The following is a 15112-nucleotide window of genomic DNA, read 5'->3' on the forward strand; positions in this document are numbered from 1 at the left end:
CAATGCCCTGACCACTAATTCGCATACTTGGACTGACCGGAACTGTATCGGCTACTATCAGGGGTCGCTCGCCGATGCGTACCGATTTGATCCCTTGGTCCCAGATCAATGCTAGCTTTACAATAGCCGTCACGACTCTGCCCGTCCGCGAGCTAACAGTGCACAAAGTCTGAATAGATCAATATAATATATGCTTGAGGGAGTATTCAACCATCCTCAGCTGCCTCCAACTCAACCAACGTCAAGTCACGATCTAGCATACAGTAGTCGTGGGGCGGATCGCCGATAATCTCGTCAATCCGATACTCTTCATCAAATTCAGCACCGGCGGGCTCACAGTAGGGATGGCTCGGACACTCAGTGTGAGGACAGGGACCCATCAGCGAGGCCTTGCTTCCAGCATACGCGCCCTTCGAGGGCACGTTCGCCTGAATCGGTGCGGGCTCAACCTCGACAGCGCGAACACCATCTTGGTGCACAGCACAGTCTAGCGTTTGGCCGCTCTGTCTGACGCTGGTAATCCGGTAGCGGTTCCCCGTCGTCAAATTGAGGCATTGGTCGCGGTAGGGACAGCCCTCACAGCCGCTGGCTTCGCCGCGGTAGACGAACTCCTCGCCGGCCTCGGCGAGGCGCGTCCCGACGAGCGTGACAGTAGTCATACTGGGTTATAGAGTGTCGCCACGGTAAAGCGTCATGACCGCCCGGTCAGCTCGTCCAGTTTGTCCAGATACGCCTCGCGGGGGACCTGATACAGCGAGCGGTAGTCCAGCTCGCCGTCGGCGAACCGGGTCGCCAGCTCCACGGCACCCTCGACGGCAGTGTCGCGGCGTTCGTAGGAGTCGGCGTCGCGCTCGACTTCGGGCTCCAGATAGAAGGTGACGTACCAGCGCTCCCCGGTCCGGTCAGCGCCGGGGCGTCGGGTTCGTTTCCCGCGCGTGAGATAGATCGTCGGGAGACACGGCGCTGGAAACTGCTCGGAGTCGAAGATGTCCGGGCGGTACGCGAGGATGAGCTTGTCGTCGGTCTCGTTCCACACCGTCCAGTCTTCGGGAAGGGCCGACAGGTCCATACCGTCGAATTGGCGTGGACCGGCAAGAATCCGCTGGTCCGTCCCGAAATCCGCCGGGCCCGGATACCGACACTCGTGCTGACGGCGGCAACGTCGATACGTCAAGCCACAATATCGTGTGGGCCGTTCTCAGTCGCCAATCAAACCAGCAACAGATTCACATCAATCCAGCGCTAAACACTGGCCGACACACCGAAGAGAACAGTTGACAACCGACACAGTATATAAATCCAACTCGAAACCAATGATGCACGCTAACATACATATGGCCCACCATCCCCGTGTTCGGCCTATCACGGCGTCGGAATTTATCGGCGGTATACCCACAAGAGGGCAAAGTTCTTATACGAACAGAGTTCGTACGGTAAATAGTATCGGAAACAGTTCCACACTGTCTCCCGTTACCACAGCAGGTCGGAGCAGTCCCCGTGTTCCGCCCGGCAGGTCAGCCATGGAAGGGCACACGCGTCACCCTGCAGCGAAGGGTGATTCGGCGGCTGTACGCGGTCACATCTGCAGCGGACAGCACCGACGACGAGTAGCCACACAGCCCCGGGACCGTCCCGCAACAGTCGGCGGTCGCCTGCAGCCACGACGAACTACTGAGATAGCATGAGCAAGAACAAAGAGACACTCGAAGCGCTGAGCAAGGAGTACCGTGACACGATACCGGCGGACCTCCGGAAGACGAACACGTTCGACTGGTATCTACAACAGTTGTACGACGAACCGAAGGTAGCCCGCAACGCCCACCAGCGCGTGGCGGACATGTTCGACTACTACGGCAAGACCTACGACGAGGAGGCCGGCGTGGTCGAGTACGAACTGGCGAGCGAAGATCCGCTCAACGACGGCGAGAACACCTTCTACGGGCGAGTCATCCACGAGGCGATCCACGAGTTCGTCAACAAGGTCAAATCCGGCGCTCGCGGACTCGGCCCCGAGAAGCGCATCAAACTCCTCCTGGGGCCGGTCGGGTCGGGCAAGTCTGACTTCGACCGGCAGGTCCGGCGCTACTTCGAGGATTACACCAGCCGGGACGACGGGCGGATGTACACGTTCCGCTGGACGAACCTCTGTGACGTCATCCACGACCAGGACCCTGCCGACGACGTGGTCCGGTCGCCGATGAACCAGGACCCGCTCGTGCTCCTCCCACAGGAGCAGCGGGACAAGGTCATCGAGGACATCAACGCGGAACTCGATGCGCCTTACACCATCCGGAACGAGCAGTCGCTTGACCCCGCCTCGGAGTTCTACATGGACCGGCTGCTGGCCGAGTACGACGACGACCTCCAATCGGTCTTGGAGAACCACATCGAGATAATCCGCTTCGTCGCGGACGAGAACCAGCGCCGCGGTATCGAGACGTTCGAGCCCAAAGACAAGAAGAACCAGGACGAGACCGAACTCACCGGCGACGTCAACTACTCGAAGATCGCCATCTACGGCGAGAGCGACCCCCGCGCGTTCGACTACTCCGGGGCGTTCTGTAACGCCAACCGCGGGATCTTCTCTGGCGAGGAGTTGCTGAAGCTCCAGCGGGAGTTCCTCTATGACTTCCTCCACGCCAGTCAAGAACAGACAATCAAGCCCAAGAACAACCCCCGCATCGACATCGACCAGGTCATCGTCGGCCGGACGAACATGCCCGAGTACCGGGACAAGAAGGGCGACGAGAAGATGGAGGCGTTCAACGACCGGACCAAGCGCATCGACTTCCCGTACGTCCTCCAGTACGAGGCCGAAGCCAACATCTACCAGAAGATGCTACGCAACGCCGACCTGCCGGACATCCAGGTCGAGCCACACACCCTAGAGATGGCGGGCCTGTTCGGCGTCCTCACCCGCATCGAGGAGCCGGACAACGAGTCCATCGACCTCGTACAGAAGGCGAAAGCCTACAACGGTGAAATCGACGAGGCCGACGACGTCGACGTGAAGAAGCTCCGCGAGGAGGCCGAGAAAATGGCCGACATCGGCGAGGGGATGGACGGCGTCTCCCCGCGGTTCATCGGCGACGAGATCGCCGAGGCCATCATGGATTCGATGCACCGCAGCCGGGACTTCCTCTCGCCGCTGACGACGTTCAACCACCTCGAGGGCAACCTCGAGAACCACGGCTCTATCGACGAGGAGTCGTTCAGCAAGTACTACCGCTTCCTCGAACTCGTCCGCGAGGAGTACAAGGAGCGGGCCATCGAGGACGTGCGCCACGCGCTGGCCTACGACATGGACGAGATCCAGCGCCAGGGCGAGAAGTACATGGACCACGTCATGGCCTACATCGACGACGCGACCGTCGAAGACGAACTCACCGGCCGCGAGCAGGAGCCGGACGAACAGTTCCTGCGCTCCGTCGAGGAGAAGCTCAACCTCCCCGAGGACCGCAAGGACGACTTCCGGCAGGAAGTGTCCAACTGGGTGTCCCGGCGTGCCCGCGAGGGTGATACGTTCAACCCACAGGACAACGACCGCCTGCGCCGTGCCCTCGAACGCAAGCTCTGGGAAGACAAGAAACACAACATCAACTTCTCCGCGCTGGTCTCCAGCTCGGAGATGGACGACGAGGAGCGCAACCAGTGGATCGACGCCCTCATCGAACAGGGCTACTCCGAGGAGGGCGCCAAGGAAGTCCTCGAGTTCGCCGGCGCGGAGGTCGCCAAAAGCGAGATGGAAGAGTAATGACCGGCGAGGAGTACATCGACCGCGCGGACGAGTCACTCGACGCCGCCTACGAGGCCCCGATGAGCCTCGCGGAGTACGTCGACACCGTCCTCGAAACGCCCCAGGTCGCAGCCCACGCTTCGAAGTACCTGCTCGATGCAATCGAGGACGCCGGAACACGGATCGTCATCGAGGAGGGCGAGGAGAAGGAGCGCTACCGCTTCTTCGACGACCCGCACAACGACGGGGAACACGCCATCCTCGGTAACACCGAGGTCCTGAACGCGTTCGTCGACGACCTCCGCTCGATTGCGGCGGGCCGCGGGAAAGACGAGAAGATCATCTGGCTCGAAGGACCGACGGCGACCGGCAAGTCCGAGCTCAAACGCTGTCTCATCAACGGCCTGCGGGAGTACTCGAAGACGCCCGAGGGGCGGCGCTACACCGTCGAGTGGAACGTCGCCGGGGCCGGCGGCAACGCCACCAGCATGACCTACGGGAACGCGGCCGTCGGGGACGAGGACGACTGGTACGAGAGCCCCGTCCAGGCCCACCCGCTGACGGTGTTCCCCGACGACGTCCGCACCGATCTGCTCGCCGAGGTCAACGAGCGCCTCGACGACCACATCCCGATCCGCGTCGACGGCGAACTCGACCCGTTCTCGCGGGAGGCCTACGACTTCCTCGAAGAACAGTACCGCCGGCAGGGCGAGACGGACCTGTTCTCGGCGGTCACCCAGCCCGCTCACCTCCGTGTGAAGAACTTCGTCGTGGACGTGGGCCACGGCATCGGCATCCTGCACTCCGAGGACGATGGCACGCCCAAGGAGCGGCTCGTCGGCTCGTGGATGCACGGCATGCTCCGCGAACTGGATTCGCGGGGGCGCAAGAACCCACAGGCGTTTAGCTACGACGGCGTCCTCTCCCAGGGCAACGGCCTGCTGACCGTCGTCGAGGACGCCGCCCAGCACGCTGACCTGCTCCAGAAGCTGCTGAACGTGCCCGACGAGTCCCACGTCAAACTCGACAAGGGAATCGGGATGGACGTGGACACGCAGCTCATCATCATCTCGAACCCGGACTTGGAGGCCCAGCTGAACAAGCACGCTGACCGCGAGGGCCAGGACCCGCTGAAGGCGCTCAAGCGGCGACTGGACAAACACGAGTTCACGTACCTGACGAACCTCTCGCTCGAAGCCCAGCTCCTGCGGCGGGAACTGACCAACGAGACGCAGGTGTGGGACCCCGAGACCTGGGACGAACTGGAGACGTGGATCCAGGAGCCCCTGACCATCTCGGTCCGTGACCAAGTCGAGACGGCGACCGACAAGGAGCTGGCCCCACACACAATCGAGTCCGCGGCGCTGTACGCCGTCGTCTCGCGGCTCGATAGCGCCGAAATCCCGACCGGGCTGGACCTCGTCGACAAGGCCCTGCTGTTCGACCGGGGCTACCTGATGGAGGGCGACGAGCGCGTCGACATCGAGGACTACGACCTGGAGACCACCGCCGAGGACGGCGACCACGGCATCCCGGTCACCTACGTCCGAGATATCGTCGCCGACCTGCTGCACGAGCCACAGGACCGACACCATCCCGACCTCCCGGTCGAACACGTCCTGATGCCCCGGGACGTGCTCAACGCCGTCGCCGAGGGGCTGGAAGACGCCCCCGTGTTCTCGACGGGCGAGGCCACGGAGTACGAGGAACGGGTCGTGACCGTCAAGAACTACATCTTCGGCCAGCAGGAACAGGACGTGCTCGACGCGATGATGCGGGACAAGCGCGTCGACGAGGCGACCGTCGAGGAGTACATCGAGCACGTCTACGCCTGGGAGTCCGACGACCAGATCGAGAACGAGCGGGGCGAACTCGTCGACCCGGACCCGCTGAAGATGAAGGTGTTCGAGATCGAGCACCTGGGCCGCTTCGACGAGAAGAACTACGACGGCAACGAGCCCGACCACGCCGTCGAGCAGTTCCGGACGGACAAGATTATCACCGCCTTGAACCGCCACGCGTGGCAGCGCCGCGACGAGGAGTTCCGCGTCGGCGACGTGAACCCCAAGGAGATTCCGGTCATCAACACCGTCCTCGGCAGCTACGACTGGGACGACATCCAGCGCACCTACGCGGACTTCGAGCCCGGGCAGTGGGACAACCCACCGTCCGGGACTGAGACGGCCCGCCTCAAGGCGAAGACGCTGGACAACATGGTCGAGATGTTCGACTACACTGAGGCGTCGGCTGAGCTGACGAGCCGGCACGTCATGAGCCAGGTGAGTTACAGATGGGACTGAAAGACGACCTCGAACGGTACCGCGACGTGGGCGAGGAGCGCCGACAGGACCTCGCTGAGTTCATCCAGTACGGCGACCTCGGCCAGTCACGCGGGGACTCGGTCCGCATCCCGATCAAGATCGTCGATCTGCCCGAGTTCGAGTACGACCAGCGCGACCAGGGCGGCGTCGGCCAGGGCGAAGGCGCCGAACCGGGCGACCCGGTCGGCCAGCCACAACCCCAGCCCGGCGACGGCGACGGTGACGAGGACGGCGAACCCGGCGAGGAGGGCGGCGAACACGAGTACTACGAGATGGACCCCGAGGAGTTCGCCGAGGAACTCGACGAGCAACTGGGGCTCGACCTCGAACCGAAGGGCAAGAAAGTCATCGAGGAGAAGGAGGGCGACTTTACCGATATCACCCGAACCGGCCCCTCCTCGACACTCGACTTCGAGCGGCTGTTCAAGAAAGGGCTCAAGCGGAAGCTCGCGATGGACTTCGACGAGGACTACGTCCGCGAGGCGCTCAAAGTCGACGGCTGGGGCCCTGCCACCGTCTACGAGTGGACTCGCGAGCAGAATATGCCCGTCTCGAAGGCGTGGATCGACGACGCCTACGAGGAACTGCCCGACGACGAGAAAGGCGTCTGGGACTCCATCGAGGAGATGGAGGACAACGTCGAGAAGGTCGAGACGTCCCAGCGCATCCGCCGGGAGGGCGTCGACCAGATCCCGTTCCGTCGCGAGGACGAGCGCTACCGCTACCCCGAAATCGTCGAGGAGCGCGAGAAGAACGTCGTCGTCGTGAACATCCGGGACGTCTCCGGGTCGATGCGCCAGAAGAAGCGCGAACTCGTCGAGCGGACGTTCACGCCGCTTGACTGGTATCTCACCGGCAAGTACGACAACGCCGAGTTCGTCTACATCGCCCACGACGCCGACGCCTGGGAGGTCGAGCGCGAGGAGTTCTTCGGCATCCGCTCGGGCGGGGGCACCCGCATCTCCAGTGCGTACGAACTCGCCGCCGAAGTGCTCGAAGAGGAGTACCCCTGGAGCGAGTGGAACCGCTACGTGTTCGCGGCGGGCGACAGCGAGAACTCCTCGAACGACACCGAGGAGAAAGTAATCCCGCTGATGGAACAGATCCCGGCGAACCTCCACGCGTACGTGGAAACCCAGCCGAGCGGCAACGCCATCAACGCCACCCACGCCGAGGAGGTCGAGCGCAACTTCCGCGACGCCGACAACGTCGCGGTCGCGTACGTCTCTTCGCCGGAAGACGTGGTGGACGCCATCTACGACATACTCAGTACGGAGGACCAATGAACGACGACAGATTCGCGAAACAGCGCGTGGCCGACGACCTCGACGAGCCCGTCGAGGAGGCTGGCAATCTCGCCAGAAAGCTCGGGCTGAAACCGTACCCGGTGAACTACTGGATCGTCGACTACGACGAGATGAACGAACTCATCGCCTACGGCGGGTTCCAGCAGCGCTACCCGCACTGGCGCTGGGGGATGCAGTACGACCGCCAGCAGAAACAGGGCCAGTTCCTCGGCGGCAAGGCCTTCGAGATCGTCAACAACGACGACCCGGCCCACGCGTTCCTCCAAGAGTCGAACACGCTGGCCGACCAGAAGGCCGTCATCACCCACGTCGAAGCCCACGCGGACTTCTTCGCCAACAACGAGTGGTTCCGGATGTTCACCGACGGCTCCTCCCGGACGACGACCGATGCGTCCGGCGAGGACCGCCGCCGCGGCCCTGACGCCGCCGGGATGCTCGCCCGCCACGGCGACACCATCCAGGAGTACATGCAAGACCCCGACATTGAGCGGGCCGAGGTCGAGCGGTTCATCGACCACGTCCTCTGTCTGGAGGACAACATCGACCAGCATATTCCCTACAGCCCGGTCGAGACGGTCCCCGAGGAGTTCGAGGACATTGAAGGGGCGGACGTGACCGAGCAGCTGGATGATCTTGAACTCTCCGAGGAGGTCAAACGGCAGGTGTTCGACGAGGAGTGGCTGGACGCCCAGCGCGACGACGACGAGAACGTCACGTTCCCCGCCGAACCCGAGAAGGACGTGCTCGGCTTCCTCCGGAAACACGGCATGCAGTACGACGGGGACGCCGAACGCGCGACCGAGATGGAAGATTGGCAGACGGAACTCTTGGAACTGCTCCGACGGGAGGCCTACTACTTTGCGCCGCAGAAAATGACGAAGGTGATGAACGAGGGTTGGGCCTGTGTAGACCCTGAGACGCCGGTTTTCACGGCTGATGGGTTAGTTCCAATGGAGGACGTGGTATCGGACCATGTCACCGTCTCCGATGGTGAACAAGCACGCGAAGTGTACGACTCTAACATTATCCCGGACCACGATACCGTGACGATAGAGACACGTCGTGGGTTCGAGTTGACCGGATCGAACAATCACCGTGTGCGTCAGCCCGATGGAGACTGGGTCAGACTTGATGAACTGGAGACTGGCGATGAAATCGCCGTCACTGGCGGGAACGGGACGTGGCCCGAGACGAACGTCCCAATCGAGTGGACCTGTTCGGAATACACGTCGCTGAATGACGTCGCTGATGAGGCGGGTGTCTCCGTCTGGACCGTAATGCGGTATCGGCGTACAGGTAGCGCCGAAAAGGCTGAGGCTATCGACCGCGCACTCGACGGCTACGAAGAAGGCGGTAACGCTGGGTTGAGTAACAGAGAGTCGATCCGCATCCCTGAAACCGTTGATGAGTTATTCGGGCGATTCCTCGGTTTGTTAATCGGAGACGGACACGTTCCGTCGAATTCCCGCCATATCGGGTTTACATCCGGTAAACAGGCCCATGCGGAAGAGTTCGCTGGGCTTCTCTCGGAACTGTTCGGTATCGAAGCGACGGTCGAACGGCAGGAGTCACGGTGGCGAGTCTACGCGTATTCGAAGAATCTCCGTGACTTGCTCACTGAGGAATTCGACCTCCCAACTGGTGTCGCTGCTGCTGAAAAAACGGTCCCAGACCAGATTCTGCGGTCGCCGAAACAGGTGGTCGCCGAATTCATTCGCGGTCTATTCGACGCCGATGGGTACGCCGGAGAGCAGGGTGCGATCCTGTCGACAAAGAGCGAAGATCTCTCGAAAAGGGTTCAGCTACTACTGACGAACTTCGGAGTTCTGAGCCGACGGCGGGAGCAGTCGGACGGCTGCTATCACGTCCATCTCACCGGTGCGTCTGCAAACACCTTCGCCGACGAAATCGGGTTCGGATACGAGGCAAAAGCGACGGAACTGTCGACGTACCTCGATGAACTCGCCTGGTTCGAAACTGAATCGTGGACAGACGAAATTGTCGATGTCGAAACCGGCACCGGAGATGTGTATGATATCTCCGTTGAGGAGACGCATCGGTACGCTGCCGCGGGGTTCGTCAACCACAACTCCTACTGGGAATCCACGATGATGACCGGCGAACAGTTCGCCGGCGACGACGAGTTCATCCTCTACTCCGACCACATGTCGAAGGTGCTCGGGTCGGGCGGGCTGAACCCTTACAGCCTCGGCCTGGAGATCTGGGAGTACGTCGAGAACACGGAGAACCGCCGCGAGGTCATCGAGCGCCTGCTCCGCGTCGAGGGCATCACCTGGCGGAACTTCGACGAGAGTGTCGATTACAAGATGGTACAGGACCACCTCGAACCGCCGGCGTGGCTCACTGCTGTCCCGAACCACCTCGACGACCTCGACCCCGAGGACCCGCGGGTCGATAGCGACGGGCTGGCGGCGGCCCGCGACGGCGAGTTCGACGTGGAGCAGTACCCCTGGAAGGTGCTGACCTACGAGGGGCTGGCCCAGCGCCACTACTCGCTGGTCAAGCCCCAGTACCGCGGCTTCGTCTCCCGGGTTGGGCAGGAGGAACTGGAGCGGACCGCCCGCTACATGTTCGACAATTCGCGCTACGACAGCGTCGAAGACGCACTCGACGACGTGGATTACACCCGCGGGTGGGAGCGCATGCGGGAGATCCGCGAGAGCCACAACGACGTGACCTTCCTCGATGAGTTCCTCACCCAGGAGTTCGTCGACGACAACGACTACTTTACCTACGAGTACACCCACGCTTCGGGTGACTACCGGGTGACCTCGACGGACCACGAAGACGTCAAGAAGAAGCTCATGCTGCAGTTCACCAACTTCGGGAAGCCCACCGTCGTCGTCGAGGACGGTAACTACCAGAACCGCAACGAACTGCTGCTCGCTCATCAGTACAACGGCGTCATGCTCGACATCGGCCAGGCCAAGGAAGTGCTCAAGCGCACCTTCGAACTCTGGGGCCGACCGGTGAACCTGCTGACCATCGTCAAGGAGTTCGACGACCACGACGTGGAGGTCGCCAAGCGCCGCGACCGCGAACCCGAACCAGAAGAGGTCGGCAAGCGCATCCGCTACGACGGCGACGAAGTGACTGTCACCGATGTCGACTGGTCCGAGGTCGAACACCTCACAGCAACTGACATCGACTACAACACCAAGCCGGACGAGTGGCTTGCCTGAAGGGCGGAGTTTGAACGAGGCCGCGTTTTCCGACCTGTGACGCTGAGCGTAGCGGTACGCTTGAGTTCCGTCCGCTCGTGGGCGCAGATATGCCAACGAATCGGTTCACTGTCGCGACTGACGACCAGCTCTCGGTAGTCGACATCACCGACCGAGTCCGGGACGTGATTCCCGAAGACGCCGAGGGGACCTGTACAGTGTTCGTCCGCCACACCACCGCGGGCATCACAGTCAACGAGGCCGAGCCGCGGCTGCTCGGTGACCTCAGTGACGCACTCGGGGACCTCGTCCCGGACAGCGGGTGGGACCACGACGAACTGGACGGCAACGCGGACGCACACGTCCGGGCGATGTTTGTGGGGCCGAGCGAGACGATTCCCGTCCGCGACGGGGGCCTCGATATGGGGACGTGGCAGTCCGTGCTGCTCGTCGACTGCGACGGGCCGCGAGAACGAGCCGTCGACGTGGTCGTCACCGACTGAGGCGGCGACAGCATTACTGACGACTACCAGTCAGACAGCCTCGACCTGCTGTTCGCCGTATATCTCTGCGAGTTTCTCGCGGTACGCGCTGCGGATGTTGCGGCGCTTCTTTTTCATCGACGGCGTGAGCAAGTCGTTCTCGGCGGTCCACTCCCGGGAGACGAGCGCGAACGACTTGATCCGCTCGACGCGTTCGAGTTCCTCGTTGACCGCGTCGACGGCAGTCTGGACCCACGCGTGGACGCGGTCGTCCTCGACCAGTGCTTCGGGATCGGCGGGAAGGTCGACGCCCTCGCTGTCGGCCCACCGGCGGAGTTCCTCGAAGTTCGGAACGATTATCGCGCCGACGAACTTCTGGTCGTCGCCGACGACCATGACCTGGTCGACTCGGTCGCTCGTCGCGAACTGGTCTTCGATGGGCTGTGGCGCGACGTTCTTTCCGGTCGAGAGGACGAGCAGTTCCTTGAGGCGGTCGTGGTAGATGAGGAAGTCGTCGTCGGTCCGCTCGACGATGTCGCCGGTTCGGAACCACTGGGTGCCGTCGATCTCCGTGAAGGCCCGCGTCGTCGCATCGGGCGCGTTCCAGTACCCCTGCGTGACGTTCGGGCCGTCGACGAGCAGTTCGCCCACGTCGCCAGTGACGTCATCGAATTCGCTGGCGTCGACGACACCGGTGTCGATGTGAATGTCGACAGCAGGTAGCGGGGCTCCCAGCGTTCCGGGACGGATATCTTCTGGCGGATTCACCGTCAAAACCGGCGACGTTTCCGTAAGCCCGTATCCTTCGAGTATCGTCAGCCCCATCCCGAGGAACGTCTCACAGAGCGTTTTCGAGAGGCTGCCGCCGCCGCTGACCATGAACTCAATGTTCCCGCCGAGCCGTTCTTTGACGGTGCTGTAGACGAGGCGGTCTGCGAGCGAGTGTTTCGCTGTGAGTATCGGTCCAGGGTCGTCGGTTCGGGCGTAGTCGCGGGCTACGTCCATCGCCCAGTCGAAAATCCGCTTTTTGAGCGGGGACTCGCTGGCCTGCGTTCGCATGTTGTCGAAAATACGCTCGTAGACTCTGGGGACACTCAATCCGGTCATCGGTTGGACGGTCTGGAGGTCGTCGGCCAGCGTATCCGGGCTTTCGGCGTAGCTCACAGCCGCGCCGGAGGCGTACATGAAGAAATGACCCGCGAGGCGCTCGAATACGTGTGCCAGCGGGAGGAACGCTATCGAACGCGTCTCGGCGGTAACGGTCGGCAGGTCCGACGACTTGTCCGGTCGTGGCCCGATTCGCCTGCGCGTCTGGTTGACGTTCGACCGGAAGTTGCGGTGAGTGAGCCGGACCCCTTTCGGTTGGCCTGTCGTTCCGGAGGTGTAGATGAGGCTCGCAAGGTCGTCGGGGTCGCGCTCGTCAAGCCAGGACTGGTACGCCGACTCGCTGAACGTCTCCTCGCCGCGCTTGTACACTGTATCGAGTGTGTACACGTCTTCGCGGTCCACATCGATATCGTCCATGACGACGATGAACGAGAGCGAGAGAGCGTCCTCGACAGCAAGAACGCGGTCCAGCATCGCAGCGTTCTCCACGACGACAGCGCTCGCCTCCGGGTCCGACAGCAGATACTGGACCTGGTTCGGTGAGGAATCCGTATACACTGTCGTCACCACCCCGCCCGCAGAGAGAACGGCAAAGTCGCTCAGCGCCCACTCCATCCGCGTGTTTGCCAGGATACCGACGCGGGTGTCCGGGCCGACACCGAGGTCGCGGAACCCTGCAGCCAAGTGTTTGACCAGGTGATGCATCCGCTCGTAGCTGAGTTCGGCGCAGTCGCCGTCGGGAGCCGCCGGTATCACGTCGTCAGTCAGTGCCCGGTCGTAGACGCCACCCTTGTACAGTTGGGCGGTCGTGTCAGCGTTCCGGGCCGCGCTTGCGGCAAACATTTCGCCCAGCGTGTCGTCGCCGATGACTTCGTCAGTATACGCTTCCTCGGCCTGACGCCAGTCAGAGTGATTGCCTGCGGTCATGTCATACCGCAGTGTTCACTAGGCCATCCCAAATATGTGCAGGGTGTTAACACTCAATTGGTTTGTCGGAGTTGATTCCGTCAACGGTTTTAGACGAGGAGGCGACGAGTGAGGGGCAAGGTGTCGCACCAAGATTTTATCGCGGCCACAGCATAATTGACCTATGGTCATCTCGACGGAACCAGCCTGGGGTGAAGCCGTGGAGCAGTTCGTCAAAGAGCACAAGAGCGCGATCGTGTACGCCGATATCGAGCAAGAGACAGTCCTGCACGAGGGAGCGGTTCGCGTCCTCGCAAACGGCTGGGTCGAACTACCAACGGGGCGACTCCTCTCGCCAGACGCTGTCCACCACATCGATACGCAGAGCGGCTGAAAGGAACTGAGTAAGGTGTTGTTGGCGAGGGAAGTCCACAGACCTATCGCGCGAGCGAACTCATCGATTGGTGGTCACTGCCCAGAAGACAGCTAGAGCAGACGCCTTATTGCCACTCTAGCCGGCAGTCCTCGTTGCAAAAGTGGGCGGTTTCGACGCCGCCGTCCTCTATCCATGTGATGACGCGGTGTGTCACTTCGTTAGCGATAGCGTCGCCGCAGGTAGCACACTCCGGTGCCTCGTCCTCGTCGATATTCTCGTGGTGATCTGATGTCGGGTCGACCATCTTAGTTGAGAGTGTCTTTCACGCCACTTAATCTCACATACTTACACTGAACATCACGAACGTACACGAATGTCGAACCGGTAACAGAAGGCTAGCGACACGTAGTTACCGCAGACAGACGCTCGATAGAAGATGCCCGCTATCGGTCTCGCGTGACGGATTCGCCAGGGGTTGTCGTCGCGCCCGAGGAGAGGACGACACCGGCGTTCAGGCTCGTGTTGATAGCCGTCTTCGCGCCGTCGCCTGCGACGACGCCGAACTTCCGCCGCCCCGTCGAGACGCGGTCGCCTTTCACTGTCATCCGGACCGGGTCGCCGTCGTGGCGGAGGTTCGCTACCTGCGTTCCCGCGCCGAAGTTGACCTCGCGCCCGATGACGCTGTCACCGACATAGGAGACGTGGGGCACGTTCGAATCGGCCATCAGCACCGTGTTCTTGAGTTCGACCCCGTGGCCGACGTGAGTGTCCTCGCCCAGCAGGGTCGCCCCGCGGACGTAGGCGTTCGGTCCGACGTGTGCGCCCGAGCGGACCAGCGCCGGTCCCTCGATGACGACGCCGGGTTCGACGACCGCGCCCTCCTCGACGACGACTTCGCCACGCAGGTCGGCGTCACCGCGCACCTCGCCGTCGAGTCGCCGGTCCAGTTGTCCGAGTTTCCACTCGTTGGCTTCCAGCAGTTCCCAGGGACGGCCCACGTCGAGCCAGCGGTCGACCTCGACGGCGGTGACCGTCGACTCCTCGATGACTTTGGCGAGCACGTCCGTGATCTCCCGCTCGCCGCGGTCGCTGAGCGGCACATCGAGCCAGTCCCGCGCTTCCGCCGGGAAGACGTACGCTCCTGCGTTTGCGAGGTCCGTCGGTGGGTCGTCGGGCTTCTCGACGATGCCGGTGACGGCGTCGCCATCCGTCGACAGCACGCCGTAGCTCGTGGGGTCGTCGACGCGGTAGGCGGCGACCGACGGTGCGGCGTCGAAGAGGCCGCTGAGACTCGCAGCGTCGTAGAGGTTGTCGCCGTTGAGAACTGCAAAGGGGCCGTCGAGGTGGGCCTTCGCGGCGGCCACTGCGTCGGCGGTCCCCAGTTGCTCCTCCTGAACGGCGAAGCTGACCGGGACGCCGTTGTACTCGTCGCCGAAGTACGAGCGGACCGCCTCGGCCTCGTAGCCGACGACGAAGATGAGTTCATCGGCCCCCGCCCGGATCGCGGTGTCGGCGGTGTGTGCCACCAGCGGCCGGTCCGCGACCGGGAGCATCGGCTTCGGTGTGTGGTCTGTCAACGGCCGCATACGCGTCCCCTGGCCTGCCGCGAGTACGACTGCTTGCATGGTCGGTCCGTTGCTCGGGCCCGAAAAATACCTACCGCTGTTGACTCGTTCGGGAGGCGGATTATCGAGA

The 15112-nt window shown here is 62.5% G+C and carries 11 protein-coding genes; 6 read left to right on the top strand and 5 right to left on the bottom strand.

The features are described 5' to 3' along the window. Positions 1-206 precede the first annotated feature (206 nt). Complete coding sequence (locus AV929_RS09895; RefSeq protein ID WP_064288153.1) at positions 207-659, bottom strand: UPF0179 family protein; 453 nt, start codon at positions 657-659, stop codon at positions 207-209. A 32-nt stretch (positions 660-691) separates the two neighbouring features. Further along, positions 692-1069 (bottom strand): DUF5820 family protein, encoded by a 378-nt coding sequence (locus AV929_RS09900; RefSeq protein WP_064288155.1) that lies wholly within the window; start codon positions 1067-1069, stop codon positions 692-694. A gap of 612 nt (positions 1070-1681) precedes the next feature. On the opposite strand from AV929_RS09900, the gene AV929_RS09905 reads away from it, so the two are divergent. The 5 genes from AV929_RS09905 (at position 1682) to AV929_RS09925 (ending at position 11049) form a co-directional block, all read left to right on the top strand. Beyond that, positions 1682-3754 (top strand): PrkA family serine protein kinase, encoded by a 2073-nt coding sequence (locus AV929_RS09905; protein WP_014040494.1) that lies wholly within the window; start codon positions 1682-1684, stop codon positions 3752-3754. Beyond that, positions 3754-6036: a PrkA family serine protein kinase gene (locus AV929_RS09910; protein ID WP_064288157.1), complete on the top strand. Its 2283-nt coding sequence runs from the start codon at positions 3754-3756 to the stop codon at positions 6034-6036. Before AV929_RS09905 ends, AV929_RS09910 begins: the two co-directional genes overlap by 1 nt. Further along, a complete protein-coding gene (locus AV929_RS09915; RefSeq protein ID WP_064288159.1) occupies positions 6027-7343 on the top strand; it encodes a YeaH/YhbH family protein in 1317 nt (438 codons plus the stop codon). Before AV929_RS09910 ends, AV929_RS09915 begins: the two co-directional genes overlap by 10 nt. Continuing rightward, on the top strand, positions 7340-10567 hold the full coding sequence (locus AV929_RS09920; RefSeq protein ID WP_050038142.1) for a SpoVR family protein: 3228 nt from the start codon (positions 7340-7342) through the stop codon (positions 10565-10567). Before AV929_RS09915 ends, AV929_RS09920 begins: the two co-directional genes overlap by 4 nt. A gap of 89 nt (positions 10568-10656) precedes the next feature. Beyond that, positions 10657-11049, top strand: a complete 393-nt coding sequence (locus tag AV929_RS09925; protein WP_014040498.1) for a secondary thiamine-phosphate synthase enzyme YjbQ — start codon at positions 10657-10659, stop codon at positions 11047-11049. A gap of 30 nt (positions 11050-11079) precedes the next feature. Here AV929_RS09925 and AV929_RS09930 read toward each other — a convergent pair whose 3' ends face one another. Further along, complete coding sequence (locus AV929_RS09930) at positions 11080-13062, bottom strand: long-chain fatty acid--CoA ligase (RefSeq protein WP_064288161.1); 1983 nt, start codon at positions 13060-13062, stop codon at positions 11080-11082. A 163-nt stretch (positions 13063-13225) separates the two neighbouring features. Here AV929_RS09930 and AV929_RS09935 point away from each other — a divergent pair, with 163 nt between their 5' ends. After that, complete coding sequence (locus tag AV929_RS09935; RefSeq protein WP_064288162.1) at positions 13226-13435, top strand: hypothetical protein; 210 nt, start codon at positions 13226-13228, stop codon at positions 13433-13435. Positions 13436-13541: 106 nt separating this feature from the next. Here AV929_RS09935 and AV929_RS09940 read toward each other — a convergent pair whose 3' ends face one another. Further along, on the bottom strand, positions 13542-13721 hold the full coding sequence (locus tag AV929_RS09940) for a hypothetical protein (protein ID WP_064288163.1): 180 nt from the start codon (positions 13719-13721) through the stop codon (positions 13542-13544). Positions 13722-13860: 139 nt separating this feature from the next. Beyond that, positions 13861-15042 (bottom strand): bifunctional sugar-1-phosphate nucleotidylyltransferase/acetyltransferase, encoded by a 1182-nt coding sequence (gene glmU / locus AV929_RS09945; RefSeq protein ID WP_064288164.1) that lies wholly within the window; start codon positions 15040-15042, stop codon positions 13861-13863. Between the last annotated feature and the right edge of the window lie 70 nt (positions 15043-15112).

The organism is Haloarcula sp. K1, assembly GCF_001647155.1.
Classification (GTDB): Archaea; Halobacteriota; Halobacteria; order Halobacteriales; family Haloarculaceae; genus Haloarcula; species Haloarcula hispanica.